Source organism: Stieleria marina (assembly GCA_007741555.1).
Classification (GTDB): Bacteria; Planctomycetota; Planctomycetia; order Pirellulales; family Pirellulaceae; genus K23-9.
Map to the genome: position 1 here is coordinate 1,926,704 of CP036526.1, position 25,643 is coordinate 1,952,346.

At 55.6% G+C, this 25,643-nt stretch carries 17 protein-coding genes; 7 read left to right on the top strand and 10 right to left on the bottom strand.

Annotated elements, in window-relative coordinates:
* Positions 1–9 precede the first annotated feature (9 nt).
* Positions 10–1,458 (top strand): sulfatase family protein, encoded by a 1,449-nt coding sequence (locus tag K239x_RS06805; protein WP_145417029.1) that lies wholly within the window; start codon positions 10–12, stop codon positions 1,456–1,458.
* 19 nt (positions 1,459–1,477) lie between these two features.
* Here K239x_RS06805 and K239x_RS06810 read toward each other — a convergent pair whose 3' ends face one another.
* The 8 genes from K239x_RS06810 to K239x_RS06845 all read right to left on the bottom strand — a co-directional run bounded on the left by K239x_RS06810 (position 1,478) and on the right by K239x_RS06845 (position 14,086).
* Positions 1,478–3,415, bottom strand: coding sequence for a M48 family metallopeptidase (locus K239x_RS06810; protein WP_145417030.1), 1,938 nt, complete (start codon positions 3,413–3,415; stop codon positions 1,478–1,480).
* 181 nt (positions 3,416–3,596) lie between these two features.
* Positions 3,597–5,039, bottom strand: a complete 1,443-nt coding sequence (locus tag K239x_RS06815) for a hypothetical protein (RefSeq protein WP_145417031.1) — start codon at positions 5,037–5,039, stop codon at positions 3,597–3,599.
* 161 nt (positions 5,040–5,200) lie between these two features.
* Entirely contained in the window at positions 5,201–6,451 is a 1,251-nt protein-coding gene (aroC, locus tag K239x_RS06820) for a chorismate synthase (RefSeq protein ID WP_145417032.1), read from the bottom strand.
* A gap of 208 nt (positions 6,452–6,659) precedes the next feature.
* Positions 6,660–8,516 carry a sulfatase family protein gene (locus tag K239x_RS06825; RefSeq protein WP_145417033.1) on the bottom strand — a complete coding sequence of 619 codons (1,857 nt, stop codon included), beginning with the start codon at positions 8,514–8,516 and terminating at the stop codon, positions 6,660–6,662.
* A gap of 55 nt (positions 8,517–8,571) precedes the next feature.
* Entirely contained in the window at positions 8,572–9,984 is a 1,413-nt protein-coding gene (locus K239x_RS06830; protein WP_145417034.1) for a DUF1501 domain-containing protein, read from the bottom strand.
* Positions 9,985–10,018: 34 nt separating this feature from the next.
* A complete protein-coding gene (locus K239x_RS06835) occupies positions 10,019–12,211 on the bottom strand; it encodes a PSD1 and planctomycete cytochrome C domain-containing protein (RefSeq protein WP_145417035.1) in 2,193 nt (730 codons plus the stop codon).
* 132 nt (positions 12,212–12,343) lie between these two features.
* Positions 12,344–13,324, bottom strand: coding sequence for a zinc metalloprotease HtpX (locus tag K239x_RS06840; RefSeq protein WP_145417036.1), 981 nt, complete (start codon positions 13,322–13,324; stop codon positions 12,344–12,346).
* Positions 13,325–13,666: 342 nt separating this feature from the next.
* Complete coding sequence (locus tag K239x_RS06845) at positions 13,667–14,086, bottom strand: hypothetical protein (protein ID WP_145417037.1); 420 nt, start codon at positions 14,084–14,086, stop codon at positions 13,667–13,669.
* A 517-nt stretch (positions 14,087–14,603) separates the two neighbouring features.
* On the opposite strand from K239x_RS06845, the gene K239x_RS06850 reads away from it, so the two are divergent.
* From K239x_RS06850 to K239x_RS06860, 3 genes are read left to right on the top strand one after another with little or no spacing between them, the layout of a single operon-like run.
* Positions 14,604–15,281: a sigma-70 family RNA polymerase sigma factor gene (locus K239x_RS06850; RefSeq protein WP_145417038.1), complete on the top strand. Its 678-nt coding sequence runs from the start codon at positions 14,604–14,606 to the stop codon at positions 15,279–15,281.
* Positions 15,271–18,114: a serine/threonine-protein kinase gene (locus K239x_RS06855; RefSeq protein WP_145417039.1), complete on the top strand. Its 2,844-nt coding sequence runs from the start codon at positions 15,271–15,273 to the stop codon at positions 18,112–18,114. Before K239x_RS06850 ends, K239x_RS06855 begins: the two co-directional genes overlap by 11 nt.
* Positions 18,111–19,607, top strand: coding sequence for a hypothetical protein (locus K239x_RS06860; protein ID WP_145417040.1), 1,497 nt, complete (start codon positions 18,111–18,113; stop codon positions 19,605–19,607). Before K239x_RS06855 ends, K239x_RS06860 begins: the two co-directional genes overlap by 4 nt.
* On the opposite strand, the gene K239x_RS06865 is transcribed toward K239x_RS06860, so the two are convergent.
* Entirely contained in the window at positions 19,539–20,897 is a 1,359-nt protein-coding gene (locus tag K239x_RS06865) for a glycerate kinase type-2 family protein (protein ID WP_145417041.1), read from the bottom strand. The genes K239x_RS06860 and K239x_RS06865 overlap by 69 nt on opposite strands.
* Positions 20,898–21,012: 115 nt before the next feature.
* Here K239x_RS06865 and K239x_RS06870 point away from each other — a divergent pair, with 115 nt between their 5' ends.
* The gene (locus K239x_RS06870; RefSeq protein ID WP_145417042.1) at positions 21,013–23,475 is read left to right on the top strand and encodes a DEAD/DEAH box helicase; all 2,463 of its coding nucleotides are present in this window, start codon (positions 21,013–21,015) and stop codon (positions 23,473–23,475) included.
* A gap of 34 nt (positions 23,476–23,509) precedes the next feature.
* Positions 23,510–24,574, top strand: a complete 1,065-nt coding sequence (gene lpxK / locus K239x_RS06875) for a tetraacyldisaccharide 4'-kinase (RefSeq protein ID WP_145417043.1) — start codon at positions 23,510–23,512, stop codon at positions 24,572–24,574.
* Positions 24,575–24,738: 164 nt separating this feature from the next.
* Here the strand turns inward: lpxK and K239x_RS06880 are convergent, their stop codons facing one another.
* A complete protein-coding gene (locus K239x_RS06880) occupies positions 24,739–24,948 on the bottom strand; it encodes a hypothetical protein (RefSeq protein ID WP_145417044.1) in 210 nt (69 codons plus the stop codon).
* 325 nt (positions 24,949–25,273) lie between these two features.
* On the opposite strand from K239x_RS06880, the gene K239x_RS06885 reads away from it, so the two are divergent.
* Entirely contained in the window at positions 25,274–25,612 is a 339-nt protein-coding gene (locus tag K239x_RS06885; protein WP_145417045.1) for a hypothetical protein, read from the top strand.
* Positions 25,613–25,643 lie beyond the last annotated feature (31 nt).

The window sequence follows — 25,643 nt, forward strand, 5'->3', positions numbered from 1 at the left end:
AGGTTATTGATGCGACTCTCTGCGATCGTTGTTTTTCTGGTTTTCGGCCCGGCGTTTATCGGTGCTGCGTTTGCGGCTGATCAGCCGAACGTATTGATCATCATGGCGGATGATTGCACGTTCAGCGATTTGCCTCTTTATGGTGGTCGGAATGCCCGGACGCCTCACATCGATCAAATCGCGTCGCAAGGTTTGACGTTTGAGCATGCGTACCTTTCCGAAGCGATGTGCCAGCCGTGTCGCGCCGAACTGTTTTCGGGGCTGTTTCCGATGCGGAACGGTTGCAATTGGAACCACTCCGCCAGTTTGCCGCAGACAACCAGCATGCCGCAGCACTTGGGAAAAGTCGGCTACCGAGTCGGGATCGCCGGCAAAGTTCACGTGCTCCCCAAGCAGGCGTTTCCGTTTGAAAAGGTTGGCGGGTTCGATTCCAACTGTGTGCGCAATCCGACTCAGGCCTGCGACCCTGGTTCGGTGCGAGAGTTCATGTCACGGTCCAGCGAGCAGCCGTTTTGCTTGGTGGTGGCGCTCGTCGAACCACATGTTCCTTGGGTGATGGGCGATGCGTCGGCGTATCCGCCCAAGCAAATCAAACTGCCCGCCAACCTGGCGTCCACGCCCAAGACCCGGGAAGCGTTCAGCCGGTACTTGGCTGAGATTACTTACATGGACGGCCAAGTCGGCACGTTGATGCGGACTCTGGCGGAAACGGAGCATGACGACGACACACTGGTCCTGTTCACGTCCGAACAGGGGGCGCAGTTTCCCGGATGCAAATGGACCAATTGGGACACCGGTCTGCACACGGCGTTGGTCGCGCGTTACCCGGGCGTCGTGCCGGCGGGAAAACGCACCGACGCGATCGTTCAGTACGCCGACGTGTTGCCGACTCTGTTGGAATTGGCGGGCAACAAGCCCGGTGAAAGCGAATTGGACGGCAGCAGTTTTGCCGGCGTGCTGAAAGGCAACGCTCATTCGCATCGTAAGTACGCCTACGGGACGCACAACAATATTCCCGAAGGACCGGCCTATCCGATTCGAACGGTCACGAACGGCCAGTACCGGTACATCCGAAATTTGCAGAGCGACAATTTGTACATCGAAAAACACTTGATGGGGATCAAGGGCAACGGCCAGCTGAATAATCCTTACTGGCAACAATGGATCTTTGATTCCGGCAGCAATCCCGGGGCTTATCGATTGGTGCAACGCTACATGCAGCGGCCTGCCGAAGAGCTCTACCACACGCAGATGGATCCGTACGAATTACGGAATCTGGCAAGCAGTCCCGCGGCCGCTGAGATCAAATCGGAATTGAGCCAGGAGCTGGATCGTTGGATGAAATCTCAGGGAGATCCCGGAGCTCAGCAGGATACGCCGCAGTCGCACCAAGCGGCCAAAGCGGGCAACCATCGTTTTCGCGCACCGATGACTACGGAAAAACAATCAGCGGATTGAACGCCGCCCCTAGGTTGCCTTACGTGGGATTGCGAGAACCGGGGCTGATGGATGCGCGTGTGGCGACGTCCCAACGTTGGCACAGGTATTTCAGAAAAACGGCTTCCGCGGTAGCCATGTGATTTCGGTTCAGCAAACTCTCTGCGAAGCCTTCCGCCATCGCTTCGCGCTGTCGTCGGGGCACCAGATTGAGTGTTGCGACGGCTTCTTCTAAGTCATTCATGTCGAACGGTTCGATGTCCATCAACCCGACGGGGCCCAAACCGGTAAAACCCCACATGCGTTGGAACCGCAGTTCGCCTAGCCCTTGGTCTCCCATCGTCACTCCGATCGAAATCACCTGCAATGCTTCGGCAAAGAGGGTTCGGAAATTCTTGTACTTCACTTTAACGCCCTTCCGCTTGCCAGCGTACGCCTCCAAAAACACCGACAACCAGCACTGCAGTTCCCAATCATTGGGCGCAGCTGCAGCCTGAATCTGCTTCAGCGTTTCTTGGACACTTGCGTTTTGGTCGTTATGGACGTGTTTCAGGGTTAGTTCCAGCAACGCGAACCATTCTTCGTCAGTGACGTTGCCAATCATCGACCAGAGCGATTCGATGGGGCCGCTCATTTTGCCGTCCTGGATGGTGGCTGCGATGGGGCGGTGGGATTCAGGAAACAACAGCAACGCAGGTACCGTTAGCATGACGGCAGCGGGGTCTAGGAACAGCTCCATCGTTTGGACGGGAAGGTCGGCCAGCGAACGCATCATCGATGTGTCGTCGCCACTGGCACGTTGAGGTTGTTTGTCATCTTCGCTTTCGTACAAAGGCACTCCATCCCAACGCCGGTCCGCCTTTTTGATCCGTCTTTCGAGCTTGGGGTGGGTATCGAGCAGGCCACCTGATTTGCCATTGGCTTGGGCAAACATCAAGTGTCCCAGTTTGCGACCGTCCGGACCGGCAATCCGGCCGTGAGTATCGTGTCCCAAGATTCGTTTCAGCGCGTCGCCAATGGGTTCCCAGGAGCCCAGGATTTTGGAAGCCAAACGGTCGGCGCGCATTTCGCGTTTGCGATTGGTCATCGCCATGACGGCGGCGCCCACCAGTGACGAAATCAGTCCCATCGGCCACAACGCGACGCCCAGCACGGTCAGGAAAAATCCCCACTGCAAACTCATCATCGCAAAACGGTAATTGCTTGACGATCCAAACAGCAGTCCGGTGCCTTTGCGAAGCATCCATTCGGCGGTGTGCCGAACGCTATTGATGCCCAGTTCGACGGCCAACAGTCGCATGTTGTGAACCATGTCACCATTGCGGATGTGAGCCAGTTCGTGAGCGATGATGCCGCGCAGTTGCTGACGGCTCATGTGTCGCAGTCCACGCGTGACGACCAGCACGGACTGGTTGCGTTTGCGTCCGACGACAAATGCGTTCATGCCCTCTTCGCTGGACAGCAGGTACAGCGCAGGGACGGGCAATCCAAATTGATCAGACAGTTCACGCACGATGTTGGGCAGTGCCTGCAATTCACCAGGGGCGGATTGGTCCAGCGGCAATGCGCCAAGTTTTTCTGCCATCGCGCGGCCGCCTTGGGCCAAGCGTCGTAGGTGATAGATCGTCGCGACGTTGATGATCAGAACACTTAGAGTTCCACCGATAAAGAAACCAGTGACAAAGTACCAACCCAGAATGGGCATCTGCGTCAGGGCGGTTTCGATATCCCAGGCCATCAAGGATTCTTTCAGCGGCACCCAGTCGCTGTCGTTCAGCCCGGTCACCAAGTGCGCAGCTTCTTCGCCGCCGACCAGATCAGAACCAAGGATGTCACGTGCCGCCTCGAATTTTTTCAGCTTGTACATCTGCAACGCGCCAAAACCGTAGCCCAGTCCGATTCCGGACAGGACAAAGGTAAGTAGTTGTGCAAACATGCTGACGAGAGCGACCGAAAGCCAGGAAAGCAGAGTACGCATGGGGAACGAATCGTCGGAATACAAAGGCTGGAACTGGCCCTCCCCCTCGCAGTTCCGCGGTGGGGTACCAAGGAAACCCTAGCTTCCGTTTTGCACACGCGCGTTCGGGGCGTGAACAAACACCCACAAGCGTGCCGGGTTATGGCGATAAATCCGAATCCAACAGGGCACGGGAGTCCGGTTATTCGGATTCGCGAGGGATCAGTTCCATGACGACTTCGATTCGTTTTTTGCCCGGTTCGGTGAGCGTTACCGAAACGTTGCGGTCTCGCAGCTCCTTTTCCTTGGGCACCTGGTAATCGTCATGCGAAACACTGATCGACATTTTCCCCAAGGGCACGTCGCTTAGGATTGCCACCCCGTCTTTGTCGGACGTGCTCTCGTATCGCTGGGGCGACTTACAAAGCCGGTGCGGTTTGGGAGTCCAATCACGATCAAGAAAATCGGCGGTGGGGTAGATGGCACCAAGCCATTGCGATCCCGACATCTCAAATAGCTGATTCGGCCACGTCGCAAGCTTCGCTCCAGGCAGCGGTTTTCCGTCGGGTGTTTTGACGCTCACCTGGATTGACGCGGTTGGCGTCATCGGGATTTCCAAGTCGTCCCAAACGTCATGGCCGGATCCGTCATCGTCAAATTCTTTTTCGTCCAGATCGTGGGTGATTCCACGGGTAAAGAAACCACCCGGTCCTTTACTGTCGATTATCCATCCGTCGCAAATCGCGATGAACTGAAGCTTGCCGGTCGGCGGCAACGACGGGAAATGATACGATCCATCGGGGCGAATTTCAGCAAAATCTTTCCAGCCGATCGACGCATTTTCCTTGGCGTGAACGTTACCATCGGGTTTGGGAATCGACCACGAAATCACAACGCCATTCGTGACGGGCCGTTTCACGTCATCCGAAAGCGTGCCGAATATTTCCAGCCCATTCTTGAGGGCCAGTCCACGCAGAGAGACCTTCTTTGATTCGGCAAAGTTGAGCGACAGAACTCGGCTAAACAAATGTCGCTGCTGTTCGCGATCGGCGCGCACTAACATGGTCTGGCGGCGACCGCGTGGAATGGATCGCGAACGCAGCACACCGGGGCCTTCGCCCGCGATGAATTTGGGTTGGTTACCCGCGATCAACACGCTCAAGTTGGGGATGATTTGACGTTGGGGATCGACGGCTGAAACAATCAGTTCGCAACCGGGAACCATCTGTTCGGTACAAGGGACGGCGGCGCAGGGAGTTTCGACGCGCCGCGAAATGAATTCGGCATGCGAAAGCGAATACGTGACCACCGTGGTGTGAACCCAGTCGGGATGCCTGCCGAATTTTTCGGGGACTTTGAATGTCGCTTTGCCCATTGCATCGGTAAAGACTTCCGGGCGTTTTCCAACGTTCGATGTCGGCCAGCCGTAGTGACTGCCTGGATCCTCTTTGACTCGCAGGCCAGTTCCAATGACCCGCACTCCCTGGAGTGGTTTGCCGGTTTCGTCGGTCACGGTCAACAAAAAATCGCCCGTGGGAACAGGGTGGGTGATCCGGTTGGGATCCAGTTCATCGGCCGATGCTGCCGGAGGGAGTGAACAAGAAAAGAGAATCGCGGATGCGACGATCGCGGTGGCCTTTGTCACTGGAAATCTCTTTTGAACGGGGAGCCGATTTTGCCCAGGGCTGGATGACAGAGGAAATTGTAAAGGATCGGCTCGGCGATTAACGCGTTTGGCAGCAGACGTTTTCGACGGCCGCCGGGGCAACGGGCAAGTTGCCCAGAGTTTGGACTGAAGGTAAAGGACTAAAAGATCTTCTTGAGCCCGTCGCTTAGGCTGTGCGACCGCTGGACCAAAGCTGCGTTCAGAACTTCAATTGCGACTCTTGATTCTAAGGTCACGCCGGCACGTACACCAACGCACGGATCGTGACGACCCTTTTCGAGCTCGAAATCGATCTCTTTCAAATTCTTGCGGATTGATTTTTGTGGTTTATTGATCGTCGAGGTGGGTTTAAATCCAACGCGGAAGACCAGCGGCATGCCGGTCGTGATGCCGCCGATCAATCCGCCATGCGTGTTGCTGACGTAGCCGCTTGATCGAATGGGATCGTTGTTTTCGCTGCCTGTTCGTGCGATCACGTCCAGCCCCGATCCTACTTCACAAGACTGCACGGCGTTGAGCCCACCAAGCATCCCCATGATTCGCGCTTTTAGACTTTGATAAAGCGGTTCGCCCAACAGCGGCGGAACGTTCAACGCCACAATTTCGACGGCCGCGCCGATCGAATCGCCCTCTTTGCGAGTGCTCTTAATCAGCTGGGCAGCTTCGTCGGCAAACGTGGTGTCGAGGCTGTGGATTTCCGCCGACTGCATTTTCTGTTGCACCGATTGGATCTCGGATTGGTCGATCGATAATTTTCCTGTATCGGTGATGATGTTTTGAAAATGATCCGAAAGCGTCGTCTTGGATGTCAACGAACCGACCTGGCAGATTGACGACAGCAGCACCGTGCCGAACGTCTCTTGCAAATACAGTCGTGCGATCGAACCACCGATCACATCCGCGATCGTCGACCGATAACTTGATCGCCCGCCTCCGCGCACATCGACAAACCCCGATGACTTGTGGAATTTGACCAAGTCCGTGTGTCCCGGTCGAACTTCTCCTTGTTCGCCTGTGAACTGCGTGTAGTCTCCCGATTTTTTGGAGGTCGACAAAACGATCGCGGCAATCGGTTCGCCCGTCGTATAGCCTTCCTCGTAACCCTCGGTCTGAAAGGACTGTCCGTCGACGTTGACCGACAGCTGACTGCCGCCCAAAAGTTTGTCGTGGTCGTCCTGGTAGATGCCTGACAGGAAGATCACTTTGTCTTTTTCGTTGCGTGGCGTGCCGTGCTTGTTGCCACCGGGGCGTCGCCGATCCAAGAATGGCTGCACATCGCTGCGGCGCAGGTAGTAACCCGCCGGGCAGCCAAATATGATCGCGCTGATAGCAGGCCCATGCGATTCGCCGGCGCCGGCGACCGAATAAAGTGGTCCACCCAAAATTTCCATTTGTATTCTCTTGTAGTCCACAACCGTTTTAGCAACGCACTGCAAAACGGGACAATTGCCGCGGCTGCGGCCAGCATTAGTACGTCACGCTGGTAAACCAGCGTTCTGAAACCAGTTTCGCCAGTTCGATCGTTTTTGTCGACCGGAGGGACCGTCCACGAAACGCAGGCAAGCCCTTGGCCGAAGTCACTCGCGATCAATCGGTGGTCTATTTCGCGGGCGCTTTGGTCGCGTGATTGATAAGGTGACCAACGTATTTGCCAAGTCGAACAGGGGGCTTGGCGGCTTGGCGCGGAAGCGTTTTGATCGCCGCCGTAACGGCATCGTTCAAGTCGGCGTTCATGTCCAGCACATTGAGCGCCTCGATGGCAGCGTAATGACCGTAGTCGTTGACATTGGCAAGTTCGATGAGTCGGTTCGTGGCAAATTTCTGCTCCAGTTTGGCTAGCAGTAGTTCGTCGCAGGCAGCGATGGCGACGCTGGGAGATTCGTCCGCGGCCATCAATTTTAGCCTTGCCGCCTTTTCGGCTTCCATCGCTTTGACCTGGGGATGATTCGGTCCATAGGAATGGAGCAGCCGTTGAATGTCGGACGGGGCATTTTTGACAGACCAGAACCGAACGACGCTATCCCTGTCATCCAGGGAAATGTTCGTTCCCATCGCTGCGTCAACGATTTGCTCGAAAGGCACTTCACCCGAACGAGCATATTCAAGCGGTGACAGGCTGCCACTGCGGCGGTGCATTTCGGCTTCGGGAAAGACGCCCATGTCGCGAGTGTCGATCATCCAGTCGCGGACTGCCTGACGCATGGTTGCGACTCGCTCGGCGTGCTCTGGTTTGGTTGCCAGATTGATTGTTTCGTCCGGATCGCTTTCCAAGTCGAACAACTCTTCGGTCGGTTTGGTTTTCCAGACTTTGGCTTGCGCGTCGTTTAACTTGCCCGCATCGAACATTTCTTTCCAAAGACGTGTCGTCGTCGTTTGGAACATGTAGTCGACGTACTTTAGGTAAGGCCGGTGTGGGTAGAAATGTTTCATGTAGACATAGCGGCCGTCGGTGCAGGACCGGACCATGTCGATGCGTTCGTCCATTCGGCCGCGGTATCCGAACAAGTACGATTTGCTTTTACCACTGAACTTGCCTGCAAACGGAACTCCCTGCATGTTCGTTGGCGGTTTGACTCCAGCCAAGCTGATCGCGGTTGGCCCCATGTCCACAAACGACGTCAAGCGATTGGACATCGCGCCGCTTTGATAGTCGGCCGGCGCCAAATCTTTGAATTTCGCCGGGACGTGCAAGATGAACGGCACATGCAGCCCCGAATTAAACGGCCAGCGTTTGCTGCGCGGCATGCCGCTGCCGTGATCGCCGTAGTAAAACACAATTGTCGAATCAGCCAGCCCGTCTTTATCCAACTGTTTTAGGACTTTGCCCACCTGCGCGTCCATCTCCGTCATTTTGTCGTAGTACTGGGCCCAGTCGCGACGGACTTCGTAAACGTCTGGTTGATAAGCGGGAACGCGAGCATTGGCGGGATCATGGATCAACGTATGCGGCTTGCTGCGAATCTTACTTTCGTGGCTGATCGTGATATTGAAGATCGAAAAGAAAGGCGTCTGCTTGCTGGGGCGGTCACGCCAATGAGCTTTCTTGCTGCTTTGGTCCCAGTCGACGTCGCCGTTGGCAAAGTTGTAGTCGGTCTTGGAATTGTTAGTGCAGTAGTAGCCGGCTTCCTTTAATACCTGGGGATACAGTTTCAAGTCGGCTGGCAGTTTGACCCCGCTACGCATGTGATGGCCGCCCAAGCTGGTTGCGTGCATACCGGAAATCAGCGTTGTTCGTGCGGGGGCACAGACGGGCGCATTGGACCAGCACATTTTGTAACGCAGTGATTTCTGTGCCAACGCATCCAAGTTTGGCGTGTCCGCATACTCGTCGCCGTAGCACCCCAATTGCGGACCATTGTCTTCACTGGTGATCCACAAAATGTTGGGACGATCGGCAGCAATCGCAGATGACGTCAGTAGGAGGACACACAGCCCAGTACGTAGCAATGGATTCATGTTTGACTCAGAAGACAAGAGGACAGGAGAGGCGATATTGTAGTCGCCAGCGATGTTAGGCGAACAAGTCACTGACGACCCGGCCGTGCACGTCGGTCAGGCGGTAGTCGCGGCCAGAATAGCGGAACGTAAGGCGTTTGTGGTCGATCCCCATCAGGTGCAAAACCGTGGCGTGCAGGTCATGCACATGAACACGTTTGTCGATCGCGTGCATGCCGAATTCGTCGGTGGCCCCATAGGTCAGGCCGCCTCGCACGCCGCCGCCAGCAAGCAGCATGGAAAAGCCCGTGTTGTGATGATCGCGGCCGGCTTTCTTGAGGTCTTTTGATTTGTCGATCTGTGCGTACGGTGTGCGTCCAAATTCGCCGCCCCAAATGACCAGTGTGTCCTCCAGCATTCCGCGTTGTTTCAGATCGGTAAGCAGCGCTGCGGTCGCCCGGTCGCTGTCGGCGCAGAGCGTTTGGTGCCCTGAGTTGTTGTTCTTGTGAGTGTCCCAAGGTTGCTTGCTGCCTTTTTTGACATAAAAACACTGGACGACTCGCACGCCCCGTTCCAGCAATCGACGGGCCAGTAGACAACTGCGTCCAAATTCGCTGTCGCCGTAGGATTCGCGCGTGGCCTGAGATTCGTTTTTCAAATCAAACGCCTCGGAGGCTTCGGACTGCATTTTGAAAGCCATCTCCATCGCGCGGATGTGCGTCTCCAAAGCAGCTTCGCCGGGGCGGTCGGCCAAGTGTTTTTTGTTCAGCGTCTGAATTAGATCCAGTTGTCGACGCTGCGTGGAGCGGTTCATGCTGGGGTGACGAATGTTTGCGATCAATTTTTCGATGTCGCGATGATTGGTGTCGACCTCGACGCCTTGATGCTGGCCAGGCAGAAACGCATTGGACCAAAGCTGCGGACCGACGACGGGCTGCCCCGGTGCGAGCGCGACAAACGAAGGGAGGTTTTCGTTTTCACTGCCCAGGCCATACGACAACCACGAACCCATGCTGGGGCGGATGGGCTGCTGATTGCCGGACTGCATCAATAGTAGTCCGGGTTCATGATTGGGGACGTCGGTATGCATCGACCGAATGTTGCAAAGATCATCGGCGTGCTGAGACAATCGCGGGAACAATTCGCTCATCTCCATGCCGCTTTCGCCGTGTGCAGCAAATTTGAAAGGCGACGGCATGTATCCCGCCGCGCGATTGGCATTGAAAAGTTCTTGGTCGGGTGCCTTGCCTTCGTGTTTGGCCAGTGCTGGTTTGGGGTCGAACGTATCGACGTGTGACGGCGCTCCGTTCATAAACAAAAAGATGACCCGTTTGGCGCGAGCCGGATGATGCAGCCCATTTGTTGCGGGTGTCTTGCCGTCGGACCCGAGCGATTGCTGAGCCGACATCGCACCGAGCAATCCTACGGTGCCGAACCCCGCGCCGGCGGTGCGAAAAAAGTCGCGTCGTTGTGGTTGATCATGCGTCATGGAAAATCGTGGGAATAAAAGGCGGCGGGGCGGCTCAATCGATCATGAACATTTCGTTGCTGATCAATAACGCTTGCAGGTACTGTGGCCACGCCTGCTGGCTACCGTCGAGGAGATAGTTTTCGCCAAGCGTGATCTCCTGGCGGGTTGGCTGCCGGGCGTAAAGAGTTTGATACGCGGTTTGAATCGCCGACTGGTGCGACTGGCTGGTGATTGGGATGCGGTCGGACAACGCCGTGGATTGGGCAATCAAAAAGGGGCTGTTCAGCAAAAACAGTTTTTGCAGCGGCGTCGTTGTCTCGTGCCGTTTGGCACTGTGCGCATTGGGATCCGGGAAATCGAAACGTGCCAAAAGCGGATTCAGGCCCAGGCGACTGATTTTGCTGTAAAGCGTCCGCCGCCTTGAATCTTTCGTGTCGGGCTCAATGGAAACGCCACCGATGCTAGTTTCCATTCGTCCGGCCACGGCCAACAATGCATCGCGGTATCCTTCGGCGCTTAGCCGTCGACGATTCATCCGCCAGCGAAGTGTGTTTTCAGGATCGATGGCGGCTTTGGCGGGATCGATGTCACTGGATTGGCGATAAGTCGACGAAAGGACAATCTCGCGTTGCAGCCATTTCAAGGACCAATCGTTTTCCATGAACCGTACCGAAAGATCGTCTAGCAGTTGAGGATGAGTCGGGCGGGAACCAAACTTTCCAAAATTGCTGGGCGTTGCGACCAACGGGGCTCCCATCAATTGCATCCAAATGCGATTGACGATCACACGCGCGGTCAGTGGGTTTTTGCGATCCGCGATCGCGTTTGCCAAATCGCCTCGGCCGCTCCCGTTGCTGAGCGGGATGGGTTGTTTGCTTAGCACGGTCAAAAAGGTCCGTTCAACCAAGGGGCCTTTGTTCGTTGCGTCGCCACGGATCTGAATCGCAATGTCGGTCGGCTTTCCTTCGCGGACGATGTGGACGGCGTCTTGCGGTTTCTTGGCTTCGCCCTTTTTCTTCTTGCCGGTTTGTTTTTCGACCGTGTCATTGATGGGGCGATTAAACATCTCGGTGCCGGCAAAGACTCCTGCCAAGGCGTAGTAGTCCGACGTGGGGATTGGATCGAATTTATGATCGTGGCAGCGTGCACAGGCGACGGTCAAACCGATCAGGCCTCGCGATACCGTATCAATGCGGTCTTCCCATTCGTCGGCCATCACGGTCGGGTCGTTGCGGCGATAGTACTTGGGGCCAAGGCCAAGTAACCCCAGAGCAAGGTGTGCGTCTTGGTCGTCCGGAACGATCAGGTCCGCGGCCAGCTGCAGTTTGATGAATTGATCAAACGGCATGTCGCCCGCCAGCGCGCTGATGACCCAGTCGCGGTATCGGTACGCGTTGGGATACGTTAGCGAATCGTTGCCGCCGACAATGTGAGCTTGGTCTTCGGCATACCGCACGACATCCAGCCACATGCGGCTCCAGCGTTCGGCACGACGTGGATCGCTCAAAAGACGCTCGATTAGGCGTTGATACGAAGTGGGCGAATCATCGGACAAAAAACGCTCAACATCGCGGGGCGTCGGTGGCAATCCGGTCAAATCAAACGTTACGCGCCGAATCAGAGTTTGGCGGTCGGCGGCGGCGTTGGGGGCGATGCCAGCGGATTCGAGTCGATGGAGCACGAACGCATCGATTTTGCCCGCGGCCCAGTCTGTCGCTTTCGCCGACGGTGGTTGGTGCTTGATGGGTTCTTGAAACGACCAAAACGCTCTGGCTTGGTCCCAGTCGATGTCGCTGGCAGGGTTGGACTGGGGAAGCGAATCGTTGGCGCGCGGATCGGCGGCCCCTAGTGCGATCCATTTTTCAAAATCTTGGGCGACCGCTTCGCTCAGTTTTCCGTCCGGTGGCATCTCCATTTCTTCGTAACGAATCGCCGCCAGCAGCAAACTCTTTTCTGGTTCGCCGGGCATCACTGCGGCGCCATTGTCGCCGCCGCGAACCATTGCGTCGGGGTGATCCAGTCGCAGTCCGCCTTGGATGACGTCCGAATCGCCGGAGTGGCACTCGTAGCAGTGCTGAACCAATACCGGGCGAATCTTGCGTTCAAAGAACTCAATTTGCTGGTCTTGTTGTTCGTTGGCGCTGGCAGGCAGGCAGAAGACTGCCAGGCAAAATGAGACCGCCAGGCACAACGAAACTGCTAGACGCAATGAAACCGACCGGGAAATCAAGCGTGTAAAGTGCACGGTGATTGCAAATTCAGGGAGGGGAGGCAGGGGCGGCGGGTTGGCCGTCAGGAGGGACCTCCATTCTAGCGGAATCGGTACTCCGCGACAGCAAAATTTAGCTTTCCTGCGATGCTCTTCGTGCGAATCCGATCAGTACCACAATCCTGCGACATGCCAGCGAGGCCCCTTGCGAACGCGGTTCTGGTCATGCGGTGCCAAACGTTGTCGCGGACGTGGAGTGTGCTGCAGTTGCGGCAAAACCGATTGGTCGGCCAAAAAGGATTCGCCGGCTGCGATGATTCGGCGGACACGTTCATCGGTGGGCGGGTGAGTCCGCAGCATGGCCGGAGTGGTTTGTGTCTTGCGCCCCGCGAAAATCCACGGAAAGCCTCCGCCGGATGTCGCACGTTCAAGTTTCGTCAGCGCGGACGCTAGGCCGCCCGCATCGCCAGTGAGAGCGACCGCGCCCAAGTCGGCATTGAATTCGCGCGCCCGTGACAAAGCAAGCTGCATCAAGTTGTTGATCATCGGAGCACTGATCAGAAGGATCGCAACCAGCAACAGCATGTAGCCACCATTCATCATCGCCGAGGGCACCGCCAAGAACAGCATCAGTTGTCCCATTTGCGAAAGCCCGCCGGTGATTCGCGAAACGCCATCCGCAATTCCCAGCACTCGCATGTCTTTGTGGCGAATGTGGCTGACTTCGTGAGCCAGCACACCGGCGACTTCGCGGGGATTCAAAATCCGTAGCAAGCCATCGGTGATCGCGACTGCACTATCGCGTTGGCTGCCGACGGCAAACGCATTCAACGTCCGCGACGGAATGTAGTACAGCTTGGGGGAAACCGGCAATTCTGCTCGCTGGACCAACTGAGCGAATAGGTCAATCAACTCGGGTGACGATGAGCGAGGGATTTCCTGGGCCTTGTACATCTTCAAGACCAACTGCGGCGACACGCGAGGGGAAAGGAACGCCATGGCCAAGCAAGTCGCGATGGCTAACCCAAATCCCAGCGGTCCGCCCAATACATAGCCGATCAGCGCAACGACGCAGGCCATTCCAAAGATGAGCAATCCCGATTGAATGCGATTGCCGCGGATGTTCGATGTGATGTGATCGTTGGGCACAGTCTGATGGCTTGGGAGAATGGAAACGTTGTCAGTCGAAACGCATTGTATCAAAACCACACCCAACGCAGCGGCCCGTTGGACGCGTCACCTTGCCCTTTGGTGCTGCTGAATACCGTTCGTTGCTGGCAGCACGCAGTAAGCAGACGGCAACAAAAAAGGGCCAGCGGGTGGTGTTCCCGCTGGCCCGATTGAATCAATCCCGTTAGGGTTCGATGGGTGGCCCACGCTGGCAAAGCCAACTGATAAACATCAGCGTGACTTCCGCCAACGTTGCCTCGGGAGAAAGGATCGCAAGCGCGAGTCGGGCCAATCGGTAACCGATTGAGAATCGCGCGTAGTTTACCTTGGCCTGGCTCCAGAGGCGTGCGACTTTTTTGACGCAGAACGCTGATCGCTGCCGACAACTGACGCCTTTGCGTTGACGGAATTCGCCAACGTTCCCATCAAGGCTTCGTGCCGAGTCGCGGTTGCTCGCTCGTGCTTTTCGCGTTGAGCCAACTCCTTTCGCTTCAACTCCTCGTCGCTCATTCGCGTAAAGTAGCTGCGGATCAAAAGAGCGCCGCCGACAACAAAGCTTGCTACAAAGACCAAGCCACCTTGCGTGTACAAGGCCGTTTCGAAACGACCTTCCCACGATTCTTGCTCGGGCCAGTGCGTCATCACCTCACGCAAGATCAAGTGACCATGCGAAAGGACCATCGTCGCGACCATGGTGATCGAACACCACACGGTCGTGATTAACTTGTGCTTAGGACTCATCGCAACCTCCTGTGGTGCAAGTGAAAGAAAACGGTCGAGCAGCAAACAGAATTTGCTGCCAATGAAAACTGCCGGTCGCAACGGTGCTGTTTGAAAAACAAAGTGTCTTGGCGGGACCGGGGGTCACGCATTCCAACCGGGCGACAACAAAGACGCGGTTGTCGGCGGGACGTTCGCGTTTTCGTAGGCAATTCGGACGGAAAATCACTGCGTCGTTTCAGCTTTGTGTACCACCCTCATTGCTGTTCTTTTGTTTTTAACAGTCGGCGTCGAACTGCAAGAAACGGCGGGTTTTGCGAAGGAAAGCCTGTCGCAGCCATGTTTTCGCAGAAAAGCAGCAGGACGCTGTGGATTCATTTCGCGCCCGCACGTTTAAAATAGAAGTGCCTGAATTGTTCGGCGCTCGTGATTAGTTTCACAAGCTGAATCAACAGTTCGGCTGCGACAACGGACCTTTCCGGCACTAAACTTAAAAGCCTCTTCTCCTTATCAAAAAACGCTCCTAAAGACCGCCAAAATGGTCACCAGCTCCTCTGGCAGCGTCCCTGACAATTCGAACCGCTTTTATCACGACAATTCGCAATTGTTCTGCGACTTACTTTCGCGTGCGCGGTCGGGCGATCTTGATGCTCTTGGAAAACTGCTTCAGTGGTACGTCAATTACTTAAGCATCCTGGCATCGTCGCAGATGGATCGGCGTCTTCGTGGTCGGATGAATTCGTCGGATGTGGTCCAAGAGGCGATGTTGGCCGCGCATCGCGACTTTGGCGATTTTCGCGGCGGCAGCCAGGGCGAACTGCTTGGCTGGCTTCGTCAGATTTTGATTCACACACTGCACCGAATGTTTGCCCGGCATTTTGCCGCGGAAAAGCGAGATGTGCGTCGCGAGCTTTCCTTGGACGAATTTTCGATGGGGGTCGAAGAATCGGCTTGCAACCTTGCCGCGATTTTGCCAGCGACTTGCGAATCGCCCAGCGGTCCGATGCAAGCCCGTGAAGACGCCGTTTCGCTTGCCAATCAATTGGAATGTTTGTCGGCACCGTACCGCGATGTGATTGTATTCCGAGTGTTGCAAGGGTTGTCGTTTGACGAGATCGGTTTGCAGATGCAACGCAGCAGCGGAGCCGTTCGCATGTTGTGGTTGCGGGCGTTGGAGTCGTTCAGAAAGCAATGCGAGGTAACTGATGAAAACTAGCGAACAGTTGTCAAATTTGGGATCCCAATGCGATGCCCTGCCAAGGGATGACGCCTTGAGTCGCGCAAGTGCGCAGCTGACTGATCAGCAACAGCAGCGTTTGACTTACTTGTTGGACGATTACTTGGCTGGGTTAGAGAACGGTGTTTCGCGAAACGTTGACGAAATTTGCGAAGCGAATCCAGATTTGGCGGACGCCATCCAAGCGTACTTGGTCACGATAAAAAAACTGTATGGCTTTGCCGCCGGGATGCGTGGTGCTGCCGCGATCGAAGCAGCAGCCTGCGAAAACGTCGGTGCCGAAGGTTCTGATCGAACGTTTCGTGATTTTCAGCTCGATGATTTCAAGATCATCCGCGAACTAGGCCGCGGTGGCATGGGGATCGTCTACGAAGCACACCAACAGTCGATCAATCGCCGCGTCGCGCTAAAGATTTTGCCGATGGCGTCGATGTTGGATGAACGCCAGTTGTCGCGATTTAAGAACGAATCGCGGGCCGCCGGTCAGCTTCAGCATCCGCACATCGTGTCGGTGTTCAGTGTTGGTTCGGACCAGGGTATTCACTACTACACCATGCAGTTGATCGACGGCACGCCGATTGATGCCTGGATTCAGCAGGAACGTGATCGCTGCGAATCAAACAGCCGCGTCGATTGGCGTCGCTGTGTGACATGGGCCATCCACGCGGCCGACGCATTGCACTGTGCTCACGAAAACGGAATCGTTCACCGCGATATCAAACCATCGAACTTGATTTTGGATGCCAGTGACAAAATCTGGGTCACTGATTTCGGTCTCGCACGTTTTCACACGAACCAAACATTGGGGAATCGGGCCAGCTTAGACAGTGGCAATCCGCAACAGTCCGGTGCAAAGCGGGATCGTGTTCAACAGGCATTGACGCATAGCGGTGATTTGCTGGGCACCATTCGCTACATGAGTCCCGAACAGGCGACCGGTCACAGCGAACTGATTGATCACCGCACGGATATCTATTCGTTGGCAGCCACTCTGTTCGAACTGCTAACGTTGGAACCAGCCGTCGAAGGTGAAAATGGACCGTCGTTGTTAAGCAAGATCGCTTCTGAATCAACCCGGAAGCTAACCTCCATTCGAAGTGATCTGCCAACGGATCTGAGTGTGGTGTTGCAAAAGGCGATGGCGAATTCCAAGGATGATCGCTACTTCACAGCGGACCAGTTTGCAGTCGATTTGCGAGCCGTACTAGACGGCCGCGCCACCGTCGCGAGACCACCATCGTGGATCAGTTTGACGGGGCGCTACGCTGCGCGGCACAAGCGAGTCGTCACCGCAAGTGTTTTGGCGACTGTGGCGGCGTGCATTGGATTGATCGTCGGCAGCGCGATGATCCTGAGCGAAAGTCAAAAAGCAAAAACCAGCGGCATGCAGGCGCAGCAGTATTTCAACCAGGCACGCGCGACCGTCGACCACCTAGGGACCGACGTCGCGACTCGGCTTGCATCGGTGCCCGGAGCCGAACGGATTCGACAAGACCTGCTGCACGATACGCTGCAGTACTACGAACAGTTTGTTGCACAAGCGTCCCACGACCCGAGCGCCGTGGGAGATCTGGCACGGACTTATCACCGGATCGGTGTGCTTACCACCGAACTGCACTCGTCTCAGCAAGCGGTGCCGCACTTTCAGCGCAGCGTAGATCTGTACGCACAGGTCATCGACGCCGATTCAGATTTGATTGACGATGAAATCCTGCATCAGTCTGCTGAAAACCTCAATTCGCTTGGTCTCGCTTTGGTCGACGTTGCTCGGACAGCCGAGGGAGCCAAGGCTTATGCTCAAGCTCGGGCGATTCAGCAGTCACTGGTCGACAAGCAACCTGGCAATATCGATTTTGCGACACAGTTGGCTTTGATTAAGAACAACACCGGTTTGTTGGCTCGTCACCAAGGCGATCTCGAATCGGCTCGGCAGTGGTTTGCTGACGCCAATGACCAGCTCGAATCCCTTGTGGAACGATGCAAAGCGAATGGTCAATTGGTCGACGACAAGACGCTTCGAACGCAGTCCGCAGCACTTGCCAATGCCAGTTCGGTTCTGTTGGACACAAAGCCAAAATTGGCGATCGGTTTGCTTGAACAAGCGATCGCCATTCAGGCATCACTTGCGCTGACATCAAGTCACCGACTACGTGTCTCGCAAGAGATTGCGGCGCTGTACAACAATCTGGCTTCGGCCTATTCATCGATTGGAAACGTCGACCAGGCCGACATCGCCTACCGGCGTGCCATCGGTCTGCAACGCAAATTGCATGCGATCGCACCGTTGGCCAGTGATCACGGACGTGCCTTGGCGATCAGCCTGAATAACTTAGCGATGACGCGGCAAAAGCAGTCACGCCACTCCGAAGCCGCCGATCTGATCACCGAAGCGTTGTCGCTTCAGGGAGGATTTTTGGGCGGCGACAAGCGATCCGCCGCGGATCAAAGTCGGCTGGGAGCGATGCTGCACAACCAAGCGATTTCGGCATTGGCATTGGAGCAGTTAGCGAATGCCGAACGGTTGTTCAAGGAAGCGATCAAACAGCAAAACGCCGCACTGGTTGATTCACCCACGCTATCGAGTGCAAGGGTTTTCTTGGGGCAGCACTACTCCCAACTTTTGAAGTGCCAACTGCGTTTAGAGCGTTGGCATGAATTGGCTGCCACGACGAAGGCTTACCATGACATCGCCAGTCAAACACCGGGGGATATGGCGGTCTTTCGGCAAGATTTGGCCGAAGCAGGCCGGTTGATGCCTGCGGATTTGCGACGCAGGCTGACGCATTCAAACGCCAGCGAGGTAACCCAATGAGAAACCAAATTCAATCGCGACGCCGACTGCGACTAGAACGTTTGGAAGGCCGCGCGCTGATGAGTGCCGACGCGTTTGGTTGGATGGGCGACCAACCGTTGAATTATGATCGCGCGTTTGAATCCGCAGCACGGCAAGTGGATCAAACCAGGGGCCGAACCGATAGCCAACAATTGCAGTCGCGGCAGTTTCGCGGTTTGGAGAACGCAAGTCGTCTTTCGCCCAACGATACGGCGGTCGATTCGCAACGTGCGGACCGAGTCTTTCGTGAAGGCGTTTCGTTACACCAGGAGCGTCCATCGCACGGGCAACCGCTAAGCCATCCGTCCCGTTCGCAGAATCACCAGCCAACTAATAGCGTATTGGTTGTGTACGTTTTCACTCCGGTATCTCAAGCAAGATCGATCGGCTCGGAGAATACGTTTGGCGTTAGCGGCCTTGCTCCAACGAACAATGCCATCGTGGTTTCGTCGTCCGGTCCGAACAGTAATGAAATACTTTCCTTGGGTTCGGGCGGTTTGACAGGTAGCACTTTGCAGTCATCGCCGCAGGGAGAATTCGTCGCGCCGAACTCGGAACGGGACGAAGTACAACGCGATGGGCAACCGCCCAGTGACGGACCACTCTCTACTGAGGGGCGACTTTCGACTGAGAGTCCGGAGCGGCAGGCGGTCGCGTCTGATCTCTCCATTGACACGTCGAGTGAAACGGCATCTGCATTGAGTCGAATCAGCGCCACGAACGAAGTGGTCTTGGTATCCCTGACCCAAAGCGATTGGGGGAAGTTCTCGTTTGAGACGGGGGCTCTCACTACCGAGGGGCTGGGCGGCGACAGTCTAGATGCCGCGTCGCAAACGAACCGAGGATCGGGGTTTTTAAGGAGAATTGATGAAGCGATACGCCAATCGGGAATCGATTCTTGGTTGGACCAATCCGAAGCCACGGAATTTGGTTTGGCGGATTTGGACGATTTGATCGAGCAGTTGAGCCAAGCGGATTCCGCACAGCCTGGGGGCGCTGCTAGGTCCGTCGGTGGCGAAATCTACGACCGAGTGACCTCTTCATCGAACAATGCCTGGCTCAACTCGATCAGCGAAATGATTCGAATCGAACCCAACGCCGGTCTGTCGGCTAGTTCGGGTATCGAGTTGGATGCAGAGAGCGACGAGGTGCCTCGGCCATGGGCTGCTGGCATCGGAATGTATCGGGCATTCGATTTTGCCGGAATGCAGACGCAGTTCGGTGATGCCGTCGCCAATGTTTCCGTACCGATCGATTCGGGGGCCTGGAATTTAACGGGCGATTGGACCGACACTCGAGAACTGTCACCCGGGTTAATCGAAACGCCCATCGTATCGCTCAACACTTCCATCGCCGTTGGGTTAGCCGTGGGAGTGCTAGGCATTCAGTACTTTCGTGGTCGCTTACGCGGGCAGCACGATCAGCACTCGTACATCACACACGTTGGTTCCGGTCGGTCCGGTGGTCAGTAGTCCGCCGACGGATTGAAAGAAGTGGTACGCATCATTGCGGCGCAGGAAATCTTGCCCATCGAGTCGCTGCTGGACGATTTGTTGGTGGACGGCTGCATTGATGAAGGCACCCGCGGCGTCCGTGGGACCGTCTTCGCCATCGGTTCCGCCCGAAAGGATTGCGATGCGGTTCCACTGTTCCGGTGTTAGATCTTGTTTTTGCAAATGCAAGTACGCGGCCAAAACCAGTTGTTGATTGCGTCCTCCTTTTCCGCGAATGCTGCTGTCGGCCAAAATTACGGTCGGCTCGCCGCCAGAGACTTGGCAGATCGGTTGGGTGAAGTCCTCTCGGTCCAGCAGCTTCAAGACTTCTTCGGCCAAATCTTGACCCAAAGACTCCGCTTCGCCTTCGCATTGGTCTGCTGAACTGGTTTGGGTTTCATATCCCAATTCGACCGCGAGTTCGCCTGCGGCACCGACGGCGACTTGGTTGTTGCCGATTACCAGAGTGGTGGCGTAGGTCGACTGTGGCGATGATGTGGTGGTGGCTGTTTCTAAAACCCGACGAATGTTCGCTGGCAAAGAATGGGCTTTGTCGTACCGGTCCAAGACGTTGATGGCGTCTTGTGCCGTTGACGTATCAGGGACGGTCGGGCCCGACGCGATCAAGTCAAGCGGATCGCCCAGCACATCGGACAACACCAGTGTGATCAATTCGCCTGCGCGGCAGGCTCTTAGCAGTCCGCCTCCCTTGATACGGCTCAGGTGTTTGCGAACAGTATTGAGTTCGCCAATGTTGGCACCCGCACCGCTCAGAAATCGCGTTACGGACTGTTTGTCGGCTAACGAAATTCCGTTCGCGGGAGCCGGCAGCAGCGCGCTGCCGCCGCCGGAAATCAACGCGATACACAAGTCGGTTTGATCGGCGGTTTGCACTAAATCCAAAATCGCTTGGGTCCCTGTCACGCCGGCTTGGGTCGGTTCATTCACACCGGCAGGCCGAGCGGGATGGACCGTGATCGAATTCATTGGCGTTTCGGTTCCTTCAGGCACATTGATCCAGCCAATCGTCGGCAGGCAGCCAGCGAGTGCATCGGTTAGTCCGCTGGCCATCGCGGTGGCGGCTTTGCCGGCACCGACGACCACGATTCGCTTGAACTGGGACAGATCCCAGCGTTGCTTGCCAATGATCAAGTGTTGGCCGTCGACGTGCACGACGCTGCTGACCAGTGGTCGCGCCCGGACGGCGTCAACTGATGCATTCCAAATCGAAACGGCGTCTCGGCTGACTTGGGAATCGGAAGTGGGCATGTCAAATGACCGGGGGATATGACTGGGCGAAACGACAAAGCGGCATGGTTTGTCCCTGCCGGCGTAACCGCGGTAGGTTGGACCTGTCGCGGCGGACTGCTACAACGATAGCACTATGAGCGAACAAAACGATACGCCTGATCGGGACGCATTGGCAAGCGAGTACTTTGACTTGTTGCCGTTTGAACCGTACCCGGTGCAGGAAGAATCGCTGCTGGCCTATTTTACCGGTGACCAAGGCGTCTTGGTTTGCGCCCCGACCGGAACCGGCAAAACGCTGATTGCTGAAGCCGCCGTCTACGAAGCGCTGCGGACCGGTAAGCGGATGTATTACACGACGCCGCTGATTGCACTGACGGACCAAAAACTGGACGAGCTTCGTGAATCGGCTGTGCGGTGGGGGTTTGCAGAGGATCAAGTGGGGTTGGTCACCGGGAACCGAACGGTCAACGCCAATGCACCGGTGTTGGTTGTCGTGGCAGAGATCTTGCTGAACCGTTTGTTGAATCCCGAAGCGTTTGATTTTGCCGAAGTATCCTCCGTCGTGATGGATGAATTTCACTCGTTCAATGATCCCGAACGCGGCATCGTGTGGGAGTTGACGTTGGCTCTGTTGCCGCCGCATGTGCGAACCATGCTATTGAGTGCGACCGTGGGCAATGCTCTGGAATTTACATCCTGGCTTTCGCGAGCCCACAACCGGCGACTCCAATTGGTATCGGGCACGGAACGCAAAGTGCCGCTGCAATATGAATGGATTGACGATGAAATCCTGGGTGATTTTGCAGAGAAGATTGCCGCAGGCGATGACGAACAACGTCGCACCCCTTCCCTGATGTTTTGCTTCAGCCGTTCGCAGTGTTGGACGAACGCTGAACTGTTGAAGGGAAAAAAACTGATCGACAAAGAACGCCAAGGCGAATTGGCCGATTACTTGAACGCGGCCGACATGTCGCGTGGGGCGGGGCCAAAATTGAAGCAAATCCTGATGCGAGGCGTGGGGGTGCACCATGCCGGCGTTTTGCCTCGCTATCGACGAATGGTCGAAGAGTTATTTCAACGCAAATTATTGAGCGTTTGTGTTTGCACCGAAACACTGGCCGCCGGTATCAATCTACCTGCTAGGAGCGTTGTGCTGCCGAACCTGTTGAAGGGGCCGCGTGATAAAAAGAAATTGGTCGAAACAGCTTCGGCGCAACAGATCTTTGGCCGCGCCGGCCGACCACAATTTGACGATCGAGGATACGTCTTTGCGCTAGCACACGAAGACGATGTGAAGATCAATCGTTGGCGTGAAAAATACGATTCGATTCCCGAAGACACGAAAGATCCGGGGCTGCTGAAGGCAAAGAAACAGCTGAAAAAGAAGATGCCCAAGCGGCGAAGTGGCGAATCGTATTGGACGCAGCAACAGTTTGTGCAACTGTACGAAGCCGAATCGGCGAATCTCTCTAGCCGAGGCCGACTGCCTTGGCGGTTGCTGGCCTATTTGTTTGGCAAAGATCCTGCGGTCCAGCCGATCCGCGACATGGTGGGCAGACGTTTGCTGACGCCGCAGCGAATTGAAGAAGCGCAGCGGGATCTGAATCGCATGCTGATTACGTTGTGGTCAGCCGGGTATGTCGAACTGGATCCGAAACCCAAGGCTGCCGCACCAAAGAAAGGACCGCCCAAGAAGGGCGACAAGCAGAAAGCTGATGCGGCTCAGGCGACGGCAGGTTTGTTTGGCGAACTTTTGGATAAAATGCGGGGTGATGAACCTGCCGACGCAGGCGAGAGCGAAGACAACGATGATCCAGAGCTGATCGAAAGCCGTGGCTATGAAGTCGATAGCTACAAACCAGTGACGGCGACGCCTACCGATCGCCTGGAACGATTGGTTCATCTGCGAAGTATCAATCCGCTGTTTGGCGTCTACTTGGCGGATCAGTTAGCGATTGCTGATCCCGATGAGCGGATTGCTGCGTTGGAGTCCGTGCTGTTGGTTCCCGGGACCGTCGCGAGATTTACCCGCATGCCGCGAATTGACGAAATGCCGCCGGGCACGTTGGCGACCACGCGTTTGGATCCGCGTCTTTTGCAGTTAGGATTGGCGACAGCCGAAGAGCTTGGCGCGGTCAGCGAATCCGAAGACGAAGAGGTCACCGATCGTGGTTTTGGTCGCGTAATGTTTGACGAACCGCGAGTGTGGCCGCTTACGATCGGCGAAAAAATCTTGCGACTATTCCGCAGCGAATTTCCGAGAGTTCACAATGTTGATGTGCGCCCGGTTTGGATCGTCGGAGACTTGCTCCAATACGGCGGCGATTTTAATAAGTACGTCACCACAAAAAAACTGCAAAAGGACGAAGGCATCCTGTTTCGTCATTGCCTGCGAATGATCTTGCTGTTGGATGAAATGGCCAATGTGCCGCCGGCCGAAACGACCGTGGAAACCTGGGAAGATCCGCTCGACGACATAGCCGAAAAACTGACTGAAACCTGCCGCAACATTGACCCGGAAAGTACCGATGAGATGCTTTCACAGAGTGGCAGTGAAATGGATGAACTGACGGAAATCGGTCGCCGTAATTCGTAGTGTTGGATAGTCGCCAGTTCGTAGGCAAGCATTGATGGTATTTGATTTTCGACCCGTGCTCAATGGTGAGCGCCGCGATCCGCTGGCGATCATGACGCGGCTGGTGCTGCGATTTGCCAGCGTTCCGTATGGTTGGGGCGTGCAATGGCGAAACCGGCAGTTTGAATCTGGCCAGCGCGAAACGGTCCGCTGTGGTGTTCCGGTGATTAGCGTGGGGAATCTAACCACAGGCGGAACGGGCAAAACACCCATCGTTTGTTTCCTGGCAAAACAATTGCGTGATCGAGGAGTGCGTGTTGCGATCGTCAGTCGCGGATTCGGACGTGGTGAAGCGGACGAAAACGACGAAGCGATGGAGTTGCACGCTCGATTGCCCGATGTCCCGCACGTTCAAGATCCCGATCGCGTCGAAGCAGCGCGAATTGCGGTCGAAGAACTAGAAGCCGAAGTGATTTTGATGGACGACGGGTTTCAGCATCGCAGGCTGCATCGCGACAAGAACATTGTTGTCATTGATGCGACGTGTCCGTTTGGCTACGGGCATTTGCTACCGCGGGGATTGTTGCGTGAACCGATCGGAAATGTCACTCGCGCGGACTTGGTTTTGATATCACGCTGTGACAATGTGGATTCAGAAGCCTTGGCAAACATCGAATCGCAGGTGCATCGTGTTCACCCGGAGGTTCCCATCGTGCGCAGCAATCATGTTGCAAAAACGCTGTTGCAATACCCTAGCGATCAGCAATCGATTGATAGCCTCGCAGAAGAGAACGTCGCTGCACTTTGCGCAATTGGAAATCCCGACGCATTCATGCACACCATCCGAGATTGTGGGGCCGTGATTGTGCAGTCCAAAGCACTGCCTGATCATGATCGCTACTCGCCCGAAACGATGGCCGAGGTGCGAGAATGGATTCAAACGATGGGCGATTCGATTGACCAAGTCGTTTGCACGCACAAAGATCTTGTCAAAATCTGTTCGGATCGCATCGGTGGCAAACCGCTCGGGGCGATTGCGATTGATTTGGAATTGGTCGGCGACGAATCACCTTTAGAGATTTTGATCAATGATACCCTGTCGCAATCGCAGCTTGATTGAAAAAGTCTGTCCTAAGTGGCTGGTGCTGATTGCAAAACGATGACACTGCGTTCTATGAGACTGCGGTGCCCATCTTTGTTGAAAAAAAAATGCCCAGGTCTCATCAAGTGATGAGATCTGGGCAATTCGCGATTTCATAATCAGCTGCGATCGATGGCTTGAAACTAGGGAGTTTCGCCTGCGGGAGTTTCGCTAGCTGCGGTAGTGTTTCCGTTGGGAGTCTCTACGCCAGTGGTCGTGTTGCCGGTTGTGTTGGACGTGACCGACGTCGATGTCGACGTGCTGGTGTTCGGTGCAGGCTGGCAGCCGGTCGTCAGTGTCAACAAAGCAATCGAAGCAACGGACAACACAGTGATTCGGATAGTGTTCAACATTTGATTGGATCTCTAGGAGGGGCGAGGTTGGCGGGCAGCGTTTTTCGCTATCAGTTCAGCGTCAACCGGTGCAAGGAACATCGTCACCGCAAAAGCTGACAATGACTGCACCTATAGTGGAATCACTTTTGCGAGAAAGGAAAGAGGCATCATCCAAATAATCCGCACCTTCGCGACGTTTCTGCAGATCTCTTGCGAACAATTCGAATCGTGTTACTTGGAGTGAATTTGACTGCCGATTCCAACTACATGGCCATGAGCGGCCTCTCGCATTTCCCACTGGCAAAATCAAATGAACGTACGGGTATCAGCAATCGCTTTCGTAATGGTGCTATCAAGCGCATTCGTGGCCGCCAGTGGTAGTTTCGCCCAGGAATCAAAGGAAGCCGAAGCCAATTCACGAAGCGGCTTGTTCGATGATTCCGAAAAATCGCCACGATCGTCATTGTCGACGGACCCGGCACAGATTCGTGCGGAGCGAGCCGTTGAACTGCGTCAGGCTCGAGCTCTGTACCGTTCTCAGCAACGAATTGAGCGTTTGGAACGCAATGCCTGGATCGGCTACGAACCGCTTCGCCCGACTTGGAACTCGGTTCCAATGATGTCCAGCCGCTACAACTACCGCCGGACAATCTACGTGCCGGTTTATTCGCGAGTCCGCTAGTCGCGGCTTTCTTTCGGCACCGCGACCGTCG

Coding starts and splice junctions, on each gene's coding strand:
- K239x_RS06870 (WP_145417042.1), top strand. CDS start 21,013: ATGAGCGAACAAAACGATACGCCTGATCGGGACGCATTGGCAAGCGAG.
- K239x_RS06865 (WP_145417041.1), bottom strand. CDS start 20,897: ATGCCCACTTCCGATTCCCAAGTCAGCCGAGACGCCGTTTCGATTTGG.
- K239x_RS06880 (WP_145417044.1), bottom strand. CDS start 24,948: ATGTTGAACACTATCCGAATCACTGTGTTGTCCGTTGCTTCGATTGCT.
- K239x_RS06855 (WP_145417039.1), top strand. CDS start 15,271: ATGAAAACTAGCGAACAGTTGTCAAATTTGGGATCCCAATGCGATGCC.
- K239x_RS06850 (WP_145417038.1), top strand. CDS start 14,604: ATGGTCACCAGCTCCTCTGGCAGCGTCCCTGACAATTCGAACCGCTTT.
- K239x_RS06805 (WP_145417029.1), top strand. CDS start 10: ATGCGACTCTCTGCGATCGTTGTTTTTCTGGTTTTCGGCCCGGCGTTT.
- K239x_RS06825 (WP_145417033.1), bottom strand. CDS start 8,516: ATGAATCCATTGCTACGTACTGGGCTGTGTGTCCTCCTACTGACGTCA.
- K239x_RS06830 (WP_145417034.1), bottom strand. CDS start 9,984: ATGACGCATGATCAACCACAACGACGCGACTTTTTTCGCACCGCCGGC.
- K239x_RS06860 (WP_145417040.1), top strand. CDS start 18,111: ATGAGAAACCAAATTCAATCGCGACGCCGACTGCGACTAGAACGTTTG.
- K239x_RS06885 (WP_145417045.1), top strand. CDS start 25,274: ATGGTGCTATCAAGCGCATTCGTGGCCGCCAGTGGTAGTTTCGCCCAG.
- lpxK (WP_145417043.1), top strand. CDS start 23,510: ATGGTATTTGATTTTCGACCCGTGCTCAATGGTGAGCGCCGCGATCCG.
- K239x_RS06845 (WP_145417037.1), bottom strand. CDS start 14,086: ATGAGTCCTAAGCACAAGTTAATCACGACCGTGTGGTGTTCGATCACC.
- aroC (WP_145417032.1), bottom strand. CDS start 6,451: ATGGAAATTTTGGGTGGACCACTTTATTCGGTCGCCGGCGCCGGCGAA.
- K239x_RS06810 (WP_145417030.1), bottom strand. CDS start 3,415: ATGCGTACTCTGCTTTCCTGGCTTTCGGTCGCTCTCGTCAGCATGTTT.